The sequence below is a fragment of the Bacillus sp. REN16 genome (genome assembly GCF_020731355.1).
Classification (GTDB): domain Bacteria; phylum Bacillota; class Bacilli; order Bacillales; family Bacillaceae_L; genus Ferdinandcohnia.
The window spans coordinates 1-19625 of the sequence record NZ_JAJFZK010000033.1; the positions used below are offsets into that span (position 1 = coordinate 1).

Annotated in this window: 15 protein-coding genes and 2 pseudogenes; 15 read left to right on the forward strand and 2 right to left on the reverse strand. The window is 32.0% G+C overall.

From position 1 onward, the window contains the following. The 8 genes and pseudogenes from LKW28_RS21835 to LKW28_RS21870 all read left to right on the forward strand — a co-directional run. Positions 1-206: pseudogene (locus tag LKW28_RS21835) on the forward strand (IS481 family transposase); the annotation flags it as partial. Positions 207-349: 143 nt separating this feature from the next. After that, a complete protein-coding gene (locus LKW28_RS21840) occupies positions 350-808 on the forward strand; it encodes an AAA family ATPase (protein ID WP_229142536.1) in 459 nt (152 codons plus the stop codon). Next, positions 805-1062, forward strand: coding sequence for a DUF5348 domain-containing protein (locus tag LKW28_RS21845; protein WP_229142537.1), 258 nt, complete (start codon positions 805-807; stop codon positions 1060-1062). The genes LKW28_RS21840 and LKW28_RS21845 overlap by 4 nt, the downstream gene beginning before the upstream one ends. A gap of 1340 nt (positions 1063-2402) precedes the next feature. Beyond that, entirely contained in the window at positions 2403-3284 is an 882-nt protein-coding gene (locus LKW28_RS21850) for a LysR family transcriptional regulator (protein ID WP_229142538.1), read from the forward strand. Between the two features lie 110 nt (positions 3285-3394). Next, positions 3395-3766: a CidA/LrgA family protein gene (locus LKW28_RS21855; protein WP_229142539.1), complete on the forward strand. Its 372-nt coding sequence runs from the start codon at positions 3395-3397 to the stop codon at positions 3764-3766. Continuing rightward, entirely contained in the window at positions 3766-4437 is a 672-nt protein-coding gene (locus LKW28_RS21860; RefSeq protein WP_324255060.1) for an LrgB family protein, read from the forward strand. Before LKW28_RS21855 ends, LKW28_RS21860 begins: the two co-directional genes overlap by 1 nt. Before the next feature lie 733 nt (positions 4438-5170). After that, complete coding sequence (locus tag LKW28_RS21865; protein WP_229142541.1) at positions 5171-6058, forward strand: hypothetical protein; 888 nt, start codon at positions 5171-5173, stop codon at positions 6056-6058. A gap of 325 nt (positions 6059-6383) precedes the next feature. Continuing rightward, positions 6384-7283 (forward strand): hypothetical protein, encoded by a 900-nt coding sequence (locus tag LKW28_RS21870; RefSeq protein WP_229142542.1) that lies wholly within the window; start codon positions 6384-6386, stop codon positions 7281-7283. Between the two features lie 86 nt (positions 7284-7369). Here the strand turns inward: LKW28_RS21870 and LKW28_RS21875 are convergent. Then, positions 7370-7926 (reverse strand): annotated as a pseudogene (locus tag LKW28_RS21875) (recombinase family protein). A 140-nt stretch (positions 7927-8066) separates the two neighbouring features. On the opposite strand from LKW28_RS21875, the gene LKW28_RS21880 reads away from it, so the two are divergent. From LKW28_RS21880 to LKW28_RS21905, 6 genes are all read left to right on the forward strand, one after another. After that, the gene (locus tag LKW28_RS21880; protein ID WP_229142543.1) at positions 8067-10226 is read left to right on the forward strand and encodes a hypothetical protein; all 2160 of its coding nucleotides are present in this window, start codon (positions 8067-8069) and stop codon (positions 10224-10226) included. A gap of 409 nt (positions 10227-10635) precedes the next feature. Next, the gene (locus tag LKW28_RS21885; RefSeq protein ID WP_229142544.1) at positions 10636-10926 is read left to right on the forward strand and encodes a hypothetical protein; all 291 of its coding nucleotides are present in this window, start codon (positions 10636-10638) and stop codon (positions 10924-10926) included. 102 nt (positions 10927-11028) lie between these two features. Then, on the forward strand, positions 11029-12282 hold the full coding sequence (locus tag LKW28_RS21890) for a restriction endonuclease (protein ID WP_229142545.1): 1254 nt from the start codon (positions 11029-11031) through the stop codon (positions 12280-12282). Positions 12283-12580: 298 nt separating this feature from the next. Beyond that, on the forward strand, positions 12581-14191 hold the full coding sequence (locus LKW28_RS21895; RefSeq protein WP_229142546.1) for a dsDNA nuclease domain-containing protein: 1611 nt from the start codon (positions 12581-12583) through the stop codon (positions 14189-14191). A gap of 5 nt (positions 14192-14196) precedes the next feature. Continuing rightward, entirely contained in the window at positions 14197-14763 is a 567-nt protein-coding gene (locus tag LKW28_RS21900; RefSeq protein ID WP_229142547.1) for an ABC-three component system middle component 1, read from the forward strand. After that, complete coding sequence (locus LKW28_RS21905; RefSeq protein ID WP_229142548.1) at positions 14750-17422, forward strand: AAA family ATPase; 2673 nt, start codon at positions 14750-14752, stop codon at positions 17420-17422. Before LKW28_RS21900 ends, LKW28_RS21905 begins: the two co-directional genes overlap by 14 nt. A 204-nt stretch (positions 17423-17626) precedes the next feature. Here the strand turns inward: LKW28_RS21905 and LKW28_RS21910 are convergent, their stop codons facing one another. Beyond that, positions 17627-18421, reverse strand: coding sequence for a recombinase zinc beta ribbon domain-containing protein (locus tag LKW28_RS21910; RefSeq protein WP_267498109.1), 795 nt, complete (start codon positions 18419-18421; stop codon positions 17627-17629). A gap of 284 nt (positions 18422-18705) precedes the next feature. On the opposite strand from LKW28_RS21910, the gene LKW28_RS21915 reads away from it, so the two are divergent. Further along, the gene (locus tag LKW28_RS21915; RefSeq protein WP_229142550.1) at positions 18706-19515 is read left to right on the forward strand and encodes a DUF4839 domain-containing protein; all 810 of its coding nucleotides are present in this window, start codon (positions 18706-18708) and stop codon (positions 19513-19515) included. The last annotated feature ends 110 nt before the right edge of the window (positions 19516-19625 follow it).

Consider the following 19625-nt stretch of genomic DNA (forward strand, 5'->3'; position numbering starts at 1 on the left):
AAAAACTTTATGAAGTACCTAGTCGATACATTGGGACATCTATCGATGTTCGAATGGATGAGCAAGGAGTTTATGTATTTGAGGATGACAAAAAAGTAGCTGAAGCGACCCTTGTTTCCATGGAGGATAACGCCCACGTTAAGAGGGTTCGCTCTCCTTTTTTATTGTCTCAATCAGAGGTAAAGGAGAAACAAGATCATGTATAAATCTTTTTACTCCTTAGCCAAAACTCCGTTTTCTAAAGATATCCAGCCATCAGATGCGTTTCAATCAACTGATTATCAAGGAGCATTAAATGCTTTGAAATACTTACAAAAATCCAAAGGGATNTCAGCAAGGAATCGAACGAATGGCTACGGAACGGAGGATTACCCCTGTTTTTATTTTGGACGAAATGCATATGGCAAAGGATGCATTTTTACAGGACTTAGCGTTACTGTTTAACTTTCAAATGGATTCAAGCAATCCATTCATTCTTATATTAGCTGGGTTACCGCACCTTAAAACCCGATTGACATTAAACCATCATCGCCCTCTATCGCAGCGAATCATTATGAAATACGAGATTCAGCCGTTATCTAGAGAGGAAGTTTCGGGTTATATTGATCACCATATGAAGGTGGCTGGGGCAATGATGCCCATCTTTACCGAAACAGCTGTAGAAGCAATCGCTCAACGTTCTCAGGGGTGGCCACGTGTCATCAATAACCTAACAATCAGCAGCTTATTATTTGGATCTCATTTAAAGAAAGAACGAATTGATGAAGAAATTATAAGATTAGCAGTTGAGGAAAGTGGACTTCAATGAAACGGGGAATATTAGTTTACGACCATTTTAGCCAAGAATGGAGAGTATGGATTGGTCAAAAGCCTTACTGGATTGACCAGGGCTATTCATTTGAACTACGAATTCAAAATAAGTACTACCATGCATATTTGGAGAAAGATTTTGATTGGTTTATAAAGTTAGAGCAAGATGTGATCCTTGTGCTCCATAACTATGAAGTATATAAGGTCAGAGTAGAAATCCAAGATTATATCCCTATTGATGCCCCTTTTTAGGGGTTTTTCTTTTAAAGATTTGGAGCCGGAATAATATGATTGGAATTTTGCACATTCTGAAATTAAGTGGAAAAGAAAGCACATCAAATCAGATTTTTAGCCGAACAAATTTGAAAAGTGGTATCCGATATAATGTGCTCGTTTACAAAAGTAATTCTAGTGGGGCTGAATTTGTAAATAACGTTTTTCTTTTCTCATAATTCTTCCTTCATTCCTATGTAACCCAAAAATAAACTTTTCCCAACAAAAATAAACATTTCCGATTCAGCTCCGGATTTTGCCAAAATAAACATTTCCGATTTTCGATTCTGATTCATTATCATCCCGGTTTTTCCTCATTAGGAACCCGGGCTTTTTTCTGTTATAATTCAATAGGAAATCAATAACAACTCAATAGTTTTATCCTATCTAATCATGTTTGAACCCTTACCAATTCAGGCTTTATCTAATAGTTCACTCGGGCAGTTTTCAATAAGAGACCGAAGGTCTAACCCCTTCTTTTCTCGATATTTTCTCTTTTTTTCCATATTCTTTTCTCCGCCTATTCTTCCTTCCGTTATCGGAGGACTTTATTTTAACTCCCGAAAAAAGGTGAAAATAATGGGGAAAAACAGGCGGAAAAACAGTCATTTTTGAATCGAAAAAGGGTCAAAATGGGGGTTCAGTCGGAAATCTTTATTTTAACTAGAACGGAAGAATGCGGGTTTGAGGTGGGGGATTTCGGAAGGGTTTATTTGTGTTGTACAGAAATGTAACTAACAAATAGAAACATTCACGTTAAAATAAACTTTTTCCACAATTCATCCACAGTTGGAATAAACTCGTTCAAAAAAGTGTGAGAAAAACGCTCGTTCAGCCCGACTTATCAACAAACTTGAAAAAACGTGAGTGAAAAACTATTTTTTAACTCAATAAAAAATGTGAAAGAAAGCGTGAAAATAGCCCGAAAAAACGAAATCATTTGAAGCAAAATGGGCAAAAAGCGGGAGAAAAGGAAAGAGTTTATTTTAACTCCTTACGGTAGAATGCGGGTTGAAGCGGGGGAAAAGTGAAGGACAATTTTTTAACAACACAGAGAAATGAGTAAAAAGTGTTAATCTTTTTCAGTAGATCATTTTAGTTTAGTGGTCTGCTTTTTTTATTGAGATTGTTCAGCAAACGGGCCAGATTGTTGAGGCAGTAGTTTAGCATTAATTGTCAGGAACCGTGCCATAAATAGGGGCATTATTTATCTGATTTAGGATTTATACTATTGTATAGGTGTGAACAACCTCATCTTGCAAAATGAAGGACAAGTCCTTCATCATATTGAAACATCAAAGGACATAGGAGGTGTCGTTTTGGAGTTAAGGCAATTTTTGTATTTTATGGAAGTAGCCAAGTATAAAAGCATTACGAAGGCGGCAGAACAAATGCATATTTCCCAGCCAGCCCTAAGCAAGTCTATTATGTCTTTAGAGGATGAGCTGGGAACAACTTTAATCATTCGTACCAATAAAGCCATCTACTTAACTGATGCTGGTGAAGTGGTATTAAATTATGTCCAGAAAATGACAAATAATTTGGATGAGATGAAATTGACATTAAGTGATTTGACCACTCTCTCCATGGGACAGATTAATATTGGGCTGCCACCATTTGTTGGAAGCCTATTTTTTCCAAGAGTGATGAAGAAATTTCACCAAGCATATCCCAATATCAAATTGGATATTACCGAATATGGCGGTGCCAGGGTAGTGAAAAGTGTGGAAGAGGGAGAAATTGAACTCGGTGTTGCTGTGCTGCCGTTAGATGAGCAGGTCTTTAATGTCTATCCGATTGTGAAGGAAGAAATAAAGCTGGTTGTCCAAAAGAACCATCCACTGGCATCCCATAAAGAAGTGAATATTAAGGATTTAAAGGATGAAGAATTTATCTTTTATCATGAGGAATTTGCCTTAAATCAAATTATTCGCAATCACTTCTTTATTACGGCCGGCTTCGAGCCCAAAATACTTTTTAAAAGTACCCAGTGGGACTTGATGTCTGAGATGGTTGCCGCTAACCTGGGTTTGACGATTTTGCCGCAGTCAATCTGTAACCGGTTGTTTGCCAAAGATATTGAAATCATCAACCTTCAACCAACTATTATGTGGAGATTGGCTGTTATAACCAAAAAGGGACGCTATATTTCCAATGCTGGGAGAATGTTTATTGATTTTATTTTGAAAGAACAATTATAACTTTAAGTTATGAAATGAATTATAAATATGTATTTTACGAATAATAAAAATCGGCGTAAGATAACTCTTAGGTAATTCAAAGATACTTATTTATAAAGGAAGTCTTATTAATGATGAAAATAGGAATCATTATTTTACAAGTATGTTTATTGTATGTCTTTTTCTTTTTAGGAACGGCACTGAAACAAATTATCCCTCTGCCAATCCCTGCTTCCATGTTTGGATTATTTCTATTATTTCTGGCTCTTTGTTGCAAAGTGATCAAACTGAAATGGGTAGAGGATGGTTCTAAATGGCTAATGGCAGAGCTATTGTTGTTTTTTGTCCCTTCAGCAGTAGGAATTGTTAATTATCAGCAAATCATTAGTATCCAGGGAGTGGAAATTGTCCTGTTGATTGCATTCAGTACGATGATTGTCATGGGGATGACCGCCCTAACTGCAGAAAAAATATCTGTCCGAAAAAGAAGTGAACAGCATTGATGATGGTACTATTTACACTCGTAACATATTTAATCTATAAATTTTCTAAAAAGATATATACAAAAATAACAGTTCCTTTTTTTCATCCATTATTGGTCGCTCCCATTTTATTAATTGTGCTGATTTCTATTACACATGTGTCTGCTAATCAATATTTGCAGGATTCAAAATGGCTGTCAGATTTGCTTGGACCTGCTACGGTTGCCTTTGCCGTACCCATTTATAAAAATCTGTATACTATAAAAAAATATCTTGGAACCATCTTGATTAGTATTACGACTGGAACACTTGTGGCGATTTTTTCAACATTCTTGTTATCAGAATTATTTCATTTGAAACATGACTTCATTGTTTCTATTCTTCCAAGGTCGATTACCACCCCTATTGCAATAGAGGTTTCAAAGGAAATCGGTGGTCTGCCGACATTGACGACTGTTTTTGTGATTATAACGGGTGTTATGGGGGGAATTGTTGGCCCAAGTGTACTAAAATGGCTGTCCATTAAAACACCGATTGCTAAAGGTCTGGCCTTAGGAATGGGGGCACACGGTGTCGGTACCAATAAAGCAATGGAATACGGAAAACTAGAAGAGGTGTTTTCCTTATTAGCGATGATTTTTGCTGCCTTAATCACTTTGGTTTGGGGTGCATTGTTAATTCCATTTATATAGCTCGTGCCCCCTGCTGAATTGAAATAAGTACCTTATTCGCAAGAGCCTAAACATTCGAAGAAATGCCTTGTTCGACGAATAAATTGAACAGGTATTTTTTGTTTCTATATTGTTTTTAAACTAGATATGCAAGAATTGATATTAAACAATCAGGAGCTATAATGGAAAATGTGAGAGCCTTTTTTTAAAAGAGATAATCTATATAGTACAAATGTAAACTTACCAGCATCCCATGTGTTGCCACATACACTCCGCACATGTAGAGTGCTGTTCCCTACTTGTTTTAAATGAAAATATTAATAATTGAGATATTCCGTGTAATAAACCTTCCAATTTGGGAGGTTTATTATTTTTTTGTATCTTTTGAAACCCCCTGGCTATGCAGGGGGTTCCAGAAAGCTTATAGGTATCAAAAAAAGCCTCACTTCGTGATAAGATATAGTTAGTTGGTTTCCGACCACTACATCAAATAAACGAAGGAGTTTTTAATAAGGCAACCAGAGATATTGCTATGCTTCAGGGAATTTTAAATCAATCTTACCCTACTATTACATTACGGTATATTAGAATAACTGAAGAGGAAACAAACAACGTGTTAAAAGCATTTAGTGTTTTTAACTATATAAAAATGGGTATTCATTCTTATGCAAATGCTAAAAATATAGTATTCTTAAGGATGTAGACGCAATTGAAGTTTATATTGCGTTTCCTTTTATTTGAGGAGGAACAGAAAATGACAGAATCAAAAATAAACCTTGAAGAACTATATGGGTATTTAAGTGAGATTGGATCAAAAATCTTAAGTGGTGAACTAGAGGTTGAGAGTATACCTCAATTTACCAGAAATAAAATAGATATTAACAACAAACTTAGTATCCTACATAATTTTACTGAAATTGTACACATAAAAGAGAAAGCGATGATGAAAACAATTGAAGACGTTTGGCTTTATGACTTCTTGGATGGTTCAAATAGCTCATTTATTGCTCCGGCTTATCACCTAAATCAATATCTTGACTTATTAGAGGAATTTAATATATATAACCTAAATAAAGGTTACAATGATGAATTAGACTTAATTAAGTATAAATTTAGTGTCGAGGTTCATAATCTATTTTTTTCAATTAAATCACTTTTAGACCGTTTGGTCGCCATTTTTTCATTTTATTATCCAGGAATTCAGCTTAAAACTACATTTGGGAGAATGGTAAATAAAAAACCAAGTGGACTGATGAGTAAGGTCAATGAGTTAAAGGATAAAGATGACCTAATGGCATATATATATGAGGAATATTTTAATTGGATTCAGTCTGCTGTTTCCCCAAGGGATTTGGTTACTCATTATAATGACTTAGGAATCAGACAACATAGTACGATTGATGGCAGAATAATTCCTTATCATGTTGAAAGGGTTATTTTACAAAATAATAAAAAGTTCCTAGTGGTTGGAGAAGAAATGGACGATGATCTATTAGATGATTTAATTCCAAATGAATTTACATATAAAGATTTAATAGGATATGTAAACCATCTATATGAATTTCTTCATTATGTATTTGAAAAATTAAAGGATAAAGATTTTAAATCTAAAAGAGTAAAATCAGAAATTCCAATGGAATAAAGGAACGGAAAATAAAAAAATGGTTGTATTTTATTTGAAGTAAATTGAGAGAGCTAAGTATATTAACCTTTAAATTGACATTGCAGTTATCTAAAAAACTTGCTCCTTGCCTGTTACGTATCGAACCTACACAGTGTCATGTGAAATAACGGAACCTAACTAAAGCCGAACTACTTAGGATACCTTCGTTTGTAGTGTGGGATACAAGTTTTTAACCTTAGGAAATAATAGCTGTGTGTGAACTTAAAAATAATCAAACTGGATTGAAAATTGTATATTATTAATAAATGTTATGGTAACACTTTATTATATCGGGGGAAAATTTATGGCTATTATTACTATGAAAGATTATCTAGGTTATATCAACAATGTGTATAAATTACAAGAATATACAGTATCCCTCCAAACCAATAGATACAACTCGCTTGATACTCGCAATAGTTTCTTCGGGACAGTTAATGGGGTATTAAATGTTTATAACATTGCATTGAGTACATCAATTTCAGCGACTTGGATGGAAGAGGTAGATTTTAAAAAAAAGTGTCGACCAGAGTATAATCAAGTATTTGATATTCTAAATCAAGTAACTTTTAATCGACCTCGTGATTTATATAGGTTTTTTGCTATATTGAGAGCAAATGTAATTACTGGGACTTGGGTTGCTTTTGAAAGCAGCTTAACTGCAATATTTATGAAGATCGCTGAGACAACCGAGGTGAAACAGCTAGAACAAAAAAATTTAGAAAGAATATTGAAGAGAATAGAAAAAATGAGTATTTCAGAGGATACAATTGAACAGATAAAACAGGATAGCCAAATTATTAAGACACTGACAAATAAGCATATATCGCTTCCTGATAAAATTAATCTTGTTATTAAGAAATTCAAGAATAGTTATCCTACTGATAGAAATTTAAAGAAGGATAAAACTTTCTTGGATTTTTATGGTTTTACAAGAAATACAACACATTCGAATGGAGTCTCTTTTGCAACTAGAGAATTTGATACGAACATAGGTTTATTCAAGGTTAAAGAAAATTCTGCTGTTAATTATGTTACGCCTGAAAACACATTAATCATGGTTAAAGAACTTATTGATATATACAAAGCTTTCATAGATTTAATTGATAGTGACGATATTATAATCGATAGATCCATTAGCCATATGTATTGGCTGCTGGATGTGGAAGATGTTGACACGGATGGAGAAGAAGATGGAGAATAATAGATTCTCTTCCATTTTCTTTTTTTACTAAATTCTAAGGAGCTTGGATAAACCAAGCTCTATTTGATATACAGTTTTTTCTTGCATTAATAAACTAACTCTTTAGCCTTAGCATAAATCGTTGAGCGAGGAACTCCTGCCATCTTTACAATATCATTGACGATCAATCCATTTGATTCTCTTTCTGCATATAACCTCTTAACGTCTTTCTCAGCCTTCCCAATACGCCCATGTGCTTTCCTTGAGCCTTTTGCTCTGCTCTAACTCGACCTTCTACCGTTCTCTCGGCGATTAGATCACGTCCAAATTCAGCAAAAGCACCAAGCATTGTAAACATGAGTTTTTCAGCTGGTGCAGTAAAGTCTATCTGCTCTTTTATGAATACTAATCCAATCACTCGTTCATGAAGCTCTTTTGCAATCTTATGTAAATCAAAAATACTCCTTGCTAAACGATCAAGCTTGTAAGCTACTAGCTTGTCACCATCATGTAAATAGTCCAAAGCTCTGGCAAGTTCTTCACGATCACTTTTTTTACTCCGCTATGCTTCTCCATAAAGATTTTATCGCAACCGTATTCATTTAACTTGTCAATTTGCAATTCTAATATCTTGTCCCACTGTACTACCCCTTGAATAACCAATTTCAGCCGTGAATTGTTCCTACTCTCTCTAGTAGTCAAAAAGTTATTTAACTTTTCCAAAACTACTTATGATTACCTTTTAAATTTTACATATTTTGGAGTATAATTAGTATATATTGTCGAAAGCTTGGGAGGGTAATGATGTTTACAGAGGAACAAAAAGAAGGTTTTATAAAATCGTATGAAACTTTAAGATTATTCAAAAGAATAACAGCAAAGAAGCTTAACGTTGAAGACTCTTTAGCTAAACAAAATGTGATTAAGGATTTATATGTAGATTTGTTACCAAGTAATGGGATATTGAGAAAACTATTATCTGATAATACTTTTATTCTATTGGGAAGAAAAGGAACGGGGAAATCTACTTTAATAGCTAGAGCACAATACGAGATAATCTCTCAAAGAAAAGACCTATCAGCCTATGTTAATGCCAAGTCAGTAGTTGATGATATGAAATTCCAAAATAATAGCATTAGGTTACCAAATTTAGAAGATGTATTAGATACCGAACAGTTGCAAAGATTATTGCTAATTAAAAAGTTTTTGGATGATTTCTTTGAAAGTGTAGTTGATGAATTAAAAAGAGAAGAACAAGGGCTTTTTGAAAAACTACAAAGTAGATTTAGAGATCAGAGAATTGAAACTTTAATTAGAAAAATTAAAGATAAAATTGATAACCCTGATATCTTTCGAGTTAACAGTACAATAGCTAAACAAACTAAAGATACTCAATCATCTAAAAATATAAAGAATGCGGAAGTAAGTGGTACTGCAACTGGTACAGTAACTGGAATAACAGATGCATTGTTTAAAATTTACTCAAAGGTTGGGAATACCAAAGAATTTTCTAAAGGAGTGGAAAGTGACTCACTTAATATATTTGCTAGACTCTTTAATATAGGTGAAATAATAAGTGATATAAAACAACTACTTAAAATTACTGGTAGAAATAAATTGTTTATTTTCATAGATGATTTTTCGGAACTTACGGAAGGCGATATGGAACTATTTTACCAAACATTACTTAATCCAATATATAACTCCGCAAAAGATGAAATAGTTTTGAAAATTGCGGCCTATCCGGGAAGAATAACATATGGTGAGTTAGAAGCAGGTAAATATGATTCTATTCAAATTGACGCCTTTGAATTATATGGCCAAAACATAGTTGAGTTAGAAAGAAAATCAAGTGATTTTATAAAAAGGCTTCTTAAGAATAGGATAGAGTACTTCTGTAAAACTAATTTGGAAGCTTTTTTTGATACTAAAGAAATGGCTTTAGAAGAGTATTTTTTACTATTGTTTGAAATATCTATGAATATTCCTCGAACTTTAGGCCATATACTTAGTGTTTGTTATGATAATGCAATTTCATACGATAAAAAAATTACTAAGAATGATATCCTGGAAGCAGTTGAAACCATCTATAAAAAGATAACAAAAACATATTTTGATAAAGAGCATATGAGTCTAGGAGTATTTCAAGAAAAGTTAGATGTTTTTGCACAACACAATATAATAGAGGCTATCTGCGATACAGCACTAGTACTAAAGGTAGATTTACCTAAAACAAATAACCAGCATTTTAATGATTTGGAATATGCCCCATCTAGTCATTTTCAAATTAAACCAGAATTAGAGAATTTCTTGCAATCATTAGAGTTTAATGGATTTGTACATAAGGTTAGTACGATAGCACCAAAATCAACAAAGGGGCAAAAGAACAATATAGATGTTTTTATTTACGCATTAGATTACGGTTTATGCCAATACAAAAAGATATTGTACGGGAGACCTGACAGGACTTCTAAGTACTCTAAATACTATCAACAGAGAAAGTTTGACTTTAGTGAATTTTTAATTAACACTTTATCAAGTAACAAGAAGGTCAAATGTAAAAATACCGAATGCGGGGCTGAATACAACATAACAGAATTACCAATGATTGAACAATTTGGTATGATGTGTAGAAAATGCCGTCAAATGTCTTGTGAAGTTGAATATGACCAAGCTATTAAAGAATTGGTTAATGAAAATTTAGGGAGTGCAGAATTTCATAAGGAAGAGCTCGATGTGTTACAAGTAATTGAAATGTTTCAAAATACTAAAACTGAACTAAAGCCGTATCCACTAGAAATCGGACAAGAGCTAGATATTTCATATCAGCTTGTTTCTAAAATTGCAAGAGCATTAATCGAGTCTGAGTTAGTAGTACGTATGGAGGATGGGGCTAAGAAAAATAGGCCATATTACGAATTAACAGAGAAGGGTAAAAAGGTGTTATCTAGATTTCTTGAATAGGCACACTAAAATATAACTCACCAGCACCACGTGTTTTGCCACATACACTCTACACATGTTGAGGTGGTTGTGGAGTTGGTGTTAAAATGATAAACCATTATATTAAAGATACTTGATGTTAAAAATTACTCTTGTAAATTTAACCCCGATTTCGTAAAAAATTTTAATCGATTTTGGGGTTTGATTTTATACTAACAACTCCTTTTTGTATCAAGATTGAACTGTTGTGATACTCAAAAGGTACCACGTAAAGATGTTTTTCCTCTTCCTATATTACCCTTCTCACACCTTTATTTAATACCAAAAATAGAAGTATATTTCATGAAAGTGTCGAAAAATGCAGATTAGTTATTATATACTATAAATGTGGTGTAATTTTCCAATAATTATAATGTAAGGAGTGTTCCAAATGTATTCCGTTGAGATAGAGCACAAAGGTTTACATAAGTATCGTGTAATTAAAGGTAATGATAAGTATGTAGTTGATCAAAAGGCTTATGTACAATTGAAACAATGGGACGAAATGTGGAATAAAAAGCAAGAAGTAGAACGAAAAAAGCGCGAACGTGAAAATGCAGCGATAGAAAAGGCTCAAAAGAAAGCGATGGCAGAGCAACAAACACAAGATGCATTAAATGAACTTGAATTAATAGATCAAACATTACTACATACTTTAGACATAGATGACAAGATCGACTGAGATTCGTTAAAAGATGTATCAAATTTTTCCGAACCAAAGCCACTAGCACCTAATGAACCGTCGTTCCCAGTAGAGCCCGAGGAAAAAAACTTTGAGCCTAAATTGGGCTTGTGGGATAAAATTTCTTCCTCAAGCAAACAGAAGAAAATTGGGATATCCAAAAAGATATTTGAAGACGCTTTAAATAACTGGAAACGAGAAACAGAAGACTTAAAATCAATGCATGAAAAAGAGCTAGAAGTTTTTGAGGCACAGCGTAGGGTATGGGAGGAGAAAAAACAAGAATTTGAACTTGAAAAGAAAGAGAAAAATGATGCTATTGAAAAGAAAAAGGTACAATACTTAGCCGGAGAAAGTGAATCGATAATTGAGTATTGTGATATGGTCTTGTCTAATTCTGTTTATCCTGATTATTTTCCACAAGAATTTGATATTGATTATAATGCAAATAACCGAACGGTAATTGTAGAATACGTCCTACCTGATATATCAGATTTACCAACCTTGAAAGAGGTCAAATATATTGCTACAAGGGATGAGTATAAAGAGTCATTTTTATCCGAGGCTGCAGTTAGAAAGATGTATGACAAATTACTCTATGATATTACTTTGCGTACTTTGCATGAACTTTTTGAAGCAGATGCAATAAATGCGATAGATTCAATAGTGTTTAATGGATGGGTGAATACTATTAATAAGGCAACTGGTAACAAGGAGAATATATGCATATTATCAGTTCAAACACAAAAAGATGAGTTTAATAAAATTAATTTAAAACTGGTAGATCCAAAAACTTGTTTTAAGAATCTGAAAGGTATCGGTAGCAGTAAATTATCTAGTCTTACCCCAATTGCACCTATTCAAAAAATTAATAGGGAAGATAGCCGTTTTGTTGATTCATATAATGTAACAGGAGACATTGATGAAGAAACCAATTTAGCTGCAATGGATTGGCAGGACTTTGAGCATTTAATAAGAGAACTTTTTGAGAAAGAATTTAATACATCTGGTGGAGAAGTTAAAATCACAAGAGCAAGTAAAGATGGTGGAGTAGACGCAGTTGCGTTTGATCCAGACCCAATTCGGGGAGGGAAAATTGTTATACAGGCTAAGCGGTATACAAATGTTGTAGGAGTATCAGCGGTTCGAGATTTATATGGAACTGTTATGAATGAAGGAGCAACAAAAGGGATATTGGTCTCTACTGCAGATTTCGGTCCCGATGCATATAACTTTACTAAGGATAAACCTTTAACTTTACTTAACGGCAATAATCTATTGCATTTACTCCATAAACATGGACATAAGGCCAAAATTGATTTAAAAGAGGCAAAGTTATTAATGAAGGAGAAATAAGAAAATTTCACAATTTTACCTTAGTTTTTTTTCTAAAGCAAAGCCGTCAGATTCCATGTATTTCCACAGGACATGTTGAGGTTATTACTAATATATATGGAGCCTACAGATGCTGTTTTAAGGCAGTATAGTATTTGTTGAATTTTAGAAGAAAAGATCGGTCATTTCATTTCCGATCTTTTTTAATTGATATTTAATAAAATCAATCATTTATTAAAAAATTTGATAATTAATGTTCAAAATTATGGGAAAATATTAAAATGAAATTTAAAGGAAGAGTATTGGGAGTGAGGTAACATTGAAAGCTGTTCAGGAAGATCTGATAGATAAAATAATAGAAACAAAAGCACATATGACTAAGGTAAATTCAGATAGTTTTTTTGATGAAAAAATAAAAGGTAAGTCTAAAGATGAAATCTGTGAATTTCTAAAAGTGAATGATGATATTGTTGAGTTACTTCTCTCAGAAGAAACTAAAGATGATGGGGGAATAATCGCCCTATCAGGATTTTATTTTCAATTCTTAGTCTCCATAGAATACCTAATAGAGCTTATTAATGGCGAATGGGATTATTTATTGATTGATCACCATCAAGATATTATAGTTTTAAATTCTAAAAGAATAAGAATCATTCAGGTGAAAACCAAAAATGTACCCTATGCAGATGTAAGTGATACAGGTACATATAATGATTGGGTTCAAAAACTATTTATTTTAGATAAAATGTTCGAAGGCTATGAACAAAAAAGAGAATTTGAACTTGTAACCAATTTTATTATAAAAAATTCACCTACTGTAGAGGTTGAAATTTATCGTGGGAATGACAGTTTTGATATGGTAATTCAAAAGAATTCTTTTTTCGATAAAGTAAAGGGGTTCTCAGAAGCAAAAGGATATTCCAATCTATTGGATGAAGCATATTTACAAGAACTGTTATCAAAATTCAAAATTACCAGTAATGATACTAAAGGTTATGTACCTAAAATTACTTCCATGATAGGTAGTCTTTTTGGAGAAAGAATTAATGGAACAAAAGAGGATATAGATTATTTAATTGGTTACATATGTTCAGTTTGTTATTATCCTGAATACCCTTCGATACAATTAATTGATAAAGAAAAAGGTGAACGAATTTATGAGGAATTAAGTAAAAGAGTTGGGAGTGAAGTTAGAGATTATGTAAAAAATGAAGATTCTTTGGAAAAAATTAATAACTATATAGAATATTTACATTCAGCTGTTAATGATTCTCCTTTGTATAATCAATTATCTACATGTATAAGTGAATTTGAAAGTGAACTAAAAGAAAATATAAGGAATAGTAATAATATTTACGGTATTGTGAGCAGGTTTACTGAAAGAGTAAATTCATCTTATAAATATAGGATTTCTAAAAAGGATTTTATTGATGAGTATATAAAGGAATTGTTGGATTTAACGTTTTTTATTAAATTTTCGTCTGGTGGGAAAGTGACTCTAGACTATGAGAATAGAAAATTATTATTAAAAGTTATTGGAAATAATAAGTACAACTTTTTTAATTTAAGAGATATTGATAATCATATAACTGGAGTAAGCAAGTTTATAGAAATTTTTAAGGGATGTAAGTTTGAAGAGAAACGATTATTGTTTGATAGGAATGAACTAAACTTAATCTTCTCAGGTAGTTTTGATGATGAAGATTTTCCTAATGAGTATATTATCGAATTAGATTGTGACGATAATCCTACAGAAGAGGACATGAAAGCTATTGGAGTAAGAGTTGAACATGGATCAATAGCTAAAGTAACTCATAAAGTTCAAGTTAAGAATGGGAGCAATAATGTAAAAACAAAATTTTTCAGAAAAAGAATGCTTCCCACTATTGAAGAATATAGAGAACATATTAAAGGGCAAATAGGGTGGTAATACTTATGGATAAGAGTAAATTGCTACAATACTTAGACGATAATAAATTTATTTTTGAAAAATCCGAGATATTTATAAGGGGGGATGAGGAGTTTATTTATTGTATTAATAGAAATACCAATATTTCAATAGTAATTAAGCAGTACAAAGATTTTGATTTAAGTGAAATCTTACAGGATGTTACTATAGCTAGAAGCATTCTTAGGGAAAATGATATAAATATATGGAATTCATATTATCTAATATTATTTTTAGACCCTGATTCTTTATTAGAATCCATAAGTAAGATTTATAGTATTGAAAGAGATTCAAAAGGTCTTAGAAAATATGTAATTCTCGATGAAGACGATTTATATAGAATGCCTTTTTTTGAACCTAATAGGACTAGTGGAATTTCACTAGACTTTGAGACTAATTTTAATGAAATCATCTTTACTGAAAATCGAGAAATTATAACACTAATGAAGTGGATTATGGAGATGAACGGAGATTTGATAGATTTAAAAAAACAAAAAATTAAGGAAAAGATTTCAGAAGTCTATTTCAGAGGTGGTATTGATGAAGTTAAATAAAATAGTTCTTAATAATTTTCGTAATTATAGAGAACGGCAAATTTTTGAGTTGAATAATAATATTACTATATTATGTGGTGATAACGGAAATGGTAAAAGTTCATTTTTTGATGGTGTTGAATGGTGCTTAACCGGAGCTATTGGGCGTTTATCCGATAAGAAGCCTCCAAAAGAGGCTTTAGCTAATAAGGATATGAATGTAGAAGAAGAATGTTATGTAAAACTTTATTTTTCACAATACTGTATTAAAAGGTCATTTTCTAAAAATAATACTGGCTATGGAAATATTGATTTTTCACTATATCATGAGAATGAAAGAATTGCTATTGGAGAAGACAATGTAGATTTAGCTTTAAGAAAGATTTTTGAAAATCATGGAATAAACTATAGAAACTTAAAGTATAAGGTTGGAGAGGCTATAAATAAAGCTTATATATTATCCCAAGATCAAGTTACTGATTTCATTACCAGGGATAAGCCTACCGAGAGGTATAATGCGTTAGCTAATATTATGGGATTTGAGAGAGTCTTAAAGGTTAGAAAGAATATTAATACTACAATAAGATGCTTTGAAGAATTACTAGATGAAGCAAATAAAGAGATAAATAACTTGTTAGAAAGAAAAAAAGAATTAACAACTGACAAAAAACCTATCAATAATATAATAATACAGAAATATAAAGAAATTTATTCTTCTGACCCTTCTAAAAGTAATCTTGAACAAGAAATGGATAACCAACAGAATAAACTTTATAAATTAAGAAATGTTTATAAGGAAATAAAAAATTGTAGTTTTCTAGAGTTTAACTCTATTTCAGGAATACATAAAATGTTAGAAAAAAAATATACTGAAATTCAATCTCTTGAAAAAGATATAAAAGAGAATTTAATCCAGGAAAATAGGTTAAAAGAAGAGTTATTTGAAATAGAGCTATTGATAAAGGATTTATCCAAGAATAAGGAAAAGGACAAAGAATTTAACAAATTAAGCAGCCAACTGCTTAAACTTTCAGACGATCTAAACAAACTAGAAATTAATGAAAAAGAGCCAAAAGAGATTAAAGAAGCTATTAGAAGGATTTATAAGAAAAATAGAATGATAGAGTTTACAAAGAAAAATAAGAAGGATTATTTACATTCCAAAGAATTTATTAATCACTTTAAAGTATTATTAAGAAATAAGGAGCAAGAAGTAGAGCAGCAAACACTTATGTTAAAAGATATAATAGCTAATAAACATTTATTAGAAAAAGAATTACTAGAATCTGATGCAGATTCATCTTTAACTGCTTTAATTAAAAGTATTGAACAAATTTCAAAATTTATCACAGAAAACAATGTTTATGGTGTTTGTCCTGTATGTTCGAGTGATTTAGGTAAAGAATTACAAGGTAAAGTCCAAAATAATCTAAGGATATTAATTTCAGACGTTGGGCAGAAAAAAGATGCTGTAACCCAAAAAATTAATCTTAAGGAAAATCTCGAATTAAACGAAACTAAAGTAAAGAATCTTATCCAAACTTTGGAATTTGAAATTAAGAATTTAAAAACAAAAAAAGAATCATCGCTAGAAATAATAAGATTCATTGAAAATAACGAACTTTATAGTGAGTTTTTTAGCAATACAGATTTAGATTTAATTAAAGTTGAACAAAAAAATAAAAATAAATTAGAGGCTTACCAACAGGGAATAGAAATATATTCAGAAATTCAATCAATTAAGGAAAAACTAAAAAATATACATGTTGATTATAATTTATTAGATAGCGATTTTCATAAATTAAGTGAGAAATCAAATTTTTTAAATGAAGAAGTTAAACGAATTAGTCATTATATTAAAGAAAATGAACAATACCTAACTAATATAAACAATGAGATATTTAAGTTTAAGGAATTTATTAGTGCAACCAAGAAATATTTTGAAGAGTATAAAGTGAACTCTCTTTTAGGTCTCATAGAGTTGTTATCAAAACAAATTGGCAGGACAGAAGAATTAATAGGTTTGCTAAAGGATAATTTAAACTTAATAGAGTTACAAAATTATAACGATAATATAGAACTTAAGATAAAAGGGATTAATAATAATATAGATGTTCTTAGAGAAAAAAATAATAGAACCAATAATAATATTGATAATTTGAAACAAATATTAATAAGATTAGATACTGCATATGGGAAGGAAGCAGCTGACTTTTTAAATAGTGATGAAAGTACAATTCAAATGTATTATAGATTCTTAAATCCAACACCAGATCAATTTAATAAATTGTTTTTTGAAGTTATAGATAATGAAGAGCTATATATAAAAATAATAGAAGATGAAAAACAAGGAAGTTCCTATTCAGCGGAAGCAAATATGGTTCTTAGTTCCGGGCAATTAAATGTCTTGGCATTAGCTATATTTATTGCTACAAATGAAGCACAAGCTGATAGTTACTTTGATTTTATAGCAATTGATGATCCAATTCAAAATATGGATGATGTAAATAGATTCTCAATTTGTGACGTATTAAGTCACTTAAATAGACAGCTTATTTTTTCTACGCATGATCAAGATTTTTTAAACTTATTCCTTAAAAAAAATGAAAAGCATTTGGAAAAAATAACACTATATTTGCTTAGCTCTAATGACAATAAATATATTCCATTAAAATTGTAAATTAGGAAAGAATGATGATGTGTGTTAATAGATTCGTGACGACTACGTAAGAAGTTACAATTTAAACTAATGAATTAAGACAAAAAAATAAAAATAAGGTAAACACTACTACACCAAATGTCTGCGATCACCACTCAAGCCATGTGGAGTGTATCTCGCAACTCATTTTAAAGAAAGGCAACTAACCCTTTGGGCGTTGCCTTCTTACGTTTCTTGTAGCGGATTAACAAAGCTGTATTGAATATGGACAGTTCCATCGTACTTACAGGTGATCTTCTCAACCAGGGAATGAAGAACCTGCGGTGTCAATTCCTTTAGGTTGAGGACATCTTTTAGCTTTTTGCCGATATTAATGGCGTAATCCTCGTTGTCGCATTCCTGTAGTTTATCATTAAGTTCGGCCCTTTTGGTTTGAAGGTCCTTAATCTTGCTGTCCGTTAATTCGCGATATTCAACCAAATCTTCTTTTGAAATGACATTTTCAGTATAGAGGTCTACATATTCCAGCTTTTTGTTTCTTAATTTTTCTATTTCGGATTGGACCTTTTCTAGCTCTTTTAGAACATTGCGTTTTTTGATATTTAGCTTGTTCATAAGAGCATTCAAAAAGGACTCTTCCTTTAACGAGTTAAAAAGCGCTTGTAGATCCTCCATGATTACGTGCATAAGCTCTTTTTCCCGAACAGCATTCTTATTAAGGCAAAAGGAGTCTCCATATCGAATATTACCCCCACAGCGGTAGCCTTTTTGATTGGCTTTAAACCACATGCCCTTTTGGCATTCCTCACAATACAGGATATTTGTAAAAAGATGTTTCTTTGGAGCAGTAGCTGTTCTTGTCCTGCCTTGTATCATAGCTTGTACGGCATTAAAGGTTTCCTTCGGGATTATCGCTTCGTGAGTGCCTTCTTTAATCACGACTTCTTCTTCGCATAATTCTCTGCGCTTCGATGATGTCACAGAAATAGTTTCTGTCCGTCCTTGGACAAGATCCCACAATAATGCTGGTTATTTAATATTCCCTTTATACTAGTACCGTGCCATGGTGTATTTCCTCCTGGTTTTAATAATATGTTCGGTAGTTCATCCACCGACAGGAAGAAACTTAACCATTAGAATATAAAATCCAATAGTTATTTCTTGGAAAGATTACGCTTCAACAATGCAGGATTTTAACAGAAATTGTCGAATTAGATAACGGAATAGTAATAAAGTAATGGTTTTTGTTTTGTTTATATCATTTTAATAGAGCGATAAATCTGTTAATTGGAGGATAATTAAAAGTGAACAAAATAATTAGTGTTCTTTTGGTGGGTATTATGGTTATGACATTAGTGGGATGTGGCGGCAATCATGAAGGTGAAGCAAAAACACCGTCCGGTTCAAGTGTTCAAAAGGGTAGAGATTATCAAGAGGTAGTTGATGATTTTAAATCAAGTGGATTCAAGAACATCAAAACAGAAAAGATTGAAGATTTAATTACAGGTTGGCTGACAAAAGATGGAGAGGTTGAAGAAGTATCTGTTGGCGGCGATGTGGATTATTCGGCAGATGAATGGGTATCTGCTGATGCAGAGGTCATTATTAAGTATCATACATTTAAAGAAAGAGATACTGAGAGTGCAGAGGAACCTAAGGCAAAGGATGATTCGGAGGTAGAAAAATCTGAGGTAAAGGATAATCCAAATGTAGAAAAAACTACAGCAGAAATCTTAACAATCGATAATTGTAAAGAATTGGCAGAGATACTTAGCACAAAAAACGAGTCTGATCCTCTTATTAAAGAATTTGCTCAGAAATATGCTGGAAGAACCATTGAGTTTGATGGGAATACCGCTTATGTGAGTAACCATGGAAAATATAAAACAAGATTTGATTATTTAATTTATGCAGGAGACTATAGTGAAACTACTTTCTCGGGACCTAATTTCCAATTTGAAGATGTTAATTATAGCGATTTGAATCTAACAGGAGATAATGTTCCTGATACTTTTGGAGCAGGTCTTAATATTCGTATCACTGCTACGGTTGAAGAATATGATGAGAATACTGGTCTTTTTCAACTCGAGCCAGTTTCTATCAAAATGAGATAAATGTGATTTAAGGGTACTCTTTATTATTAGAAATTGATAATAAGAGCATTCCTGTAATGAAGAAATTTGAGGTTTGAACAAAAAAAGTCCCCTTGGTATGATACAAGGTG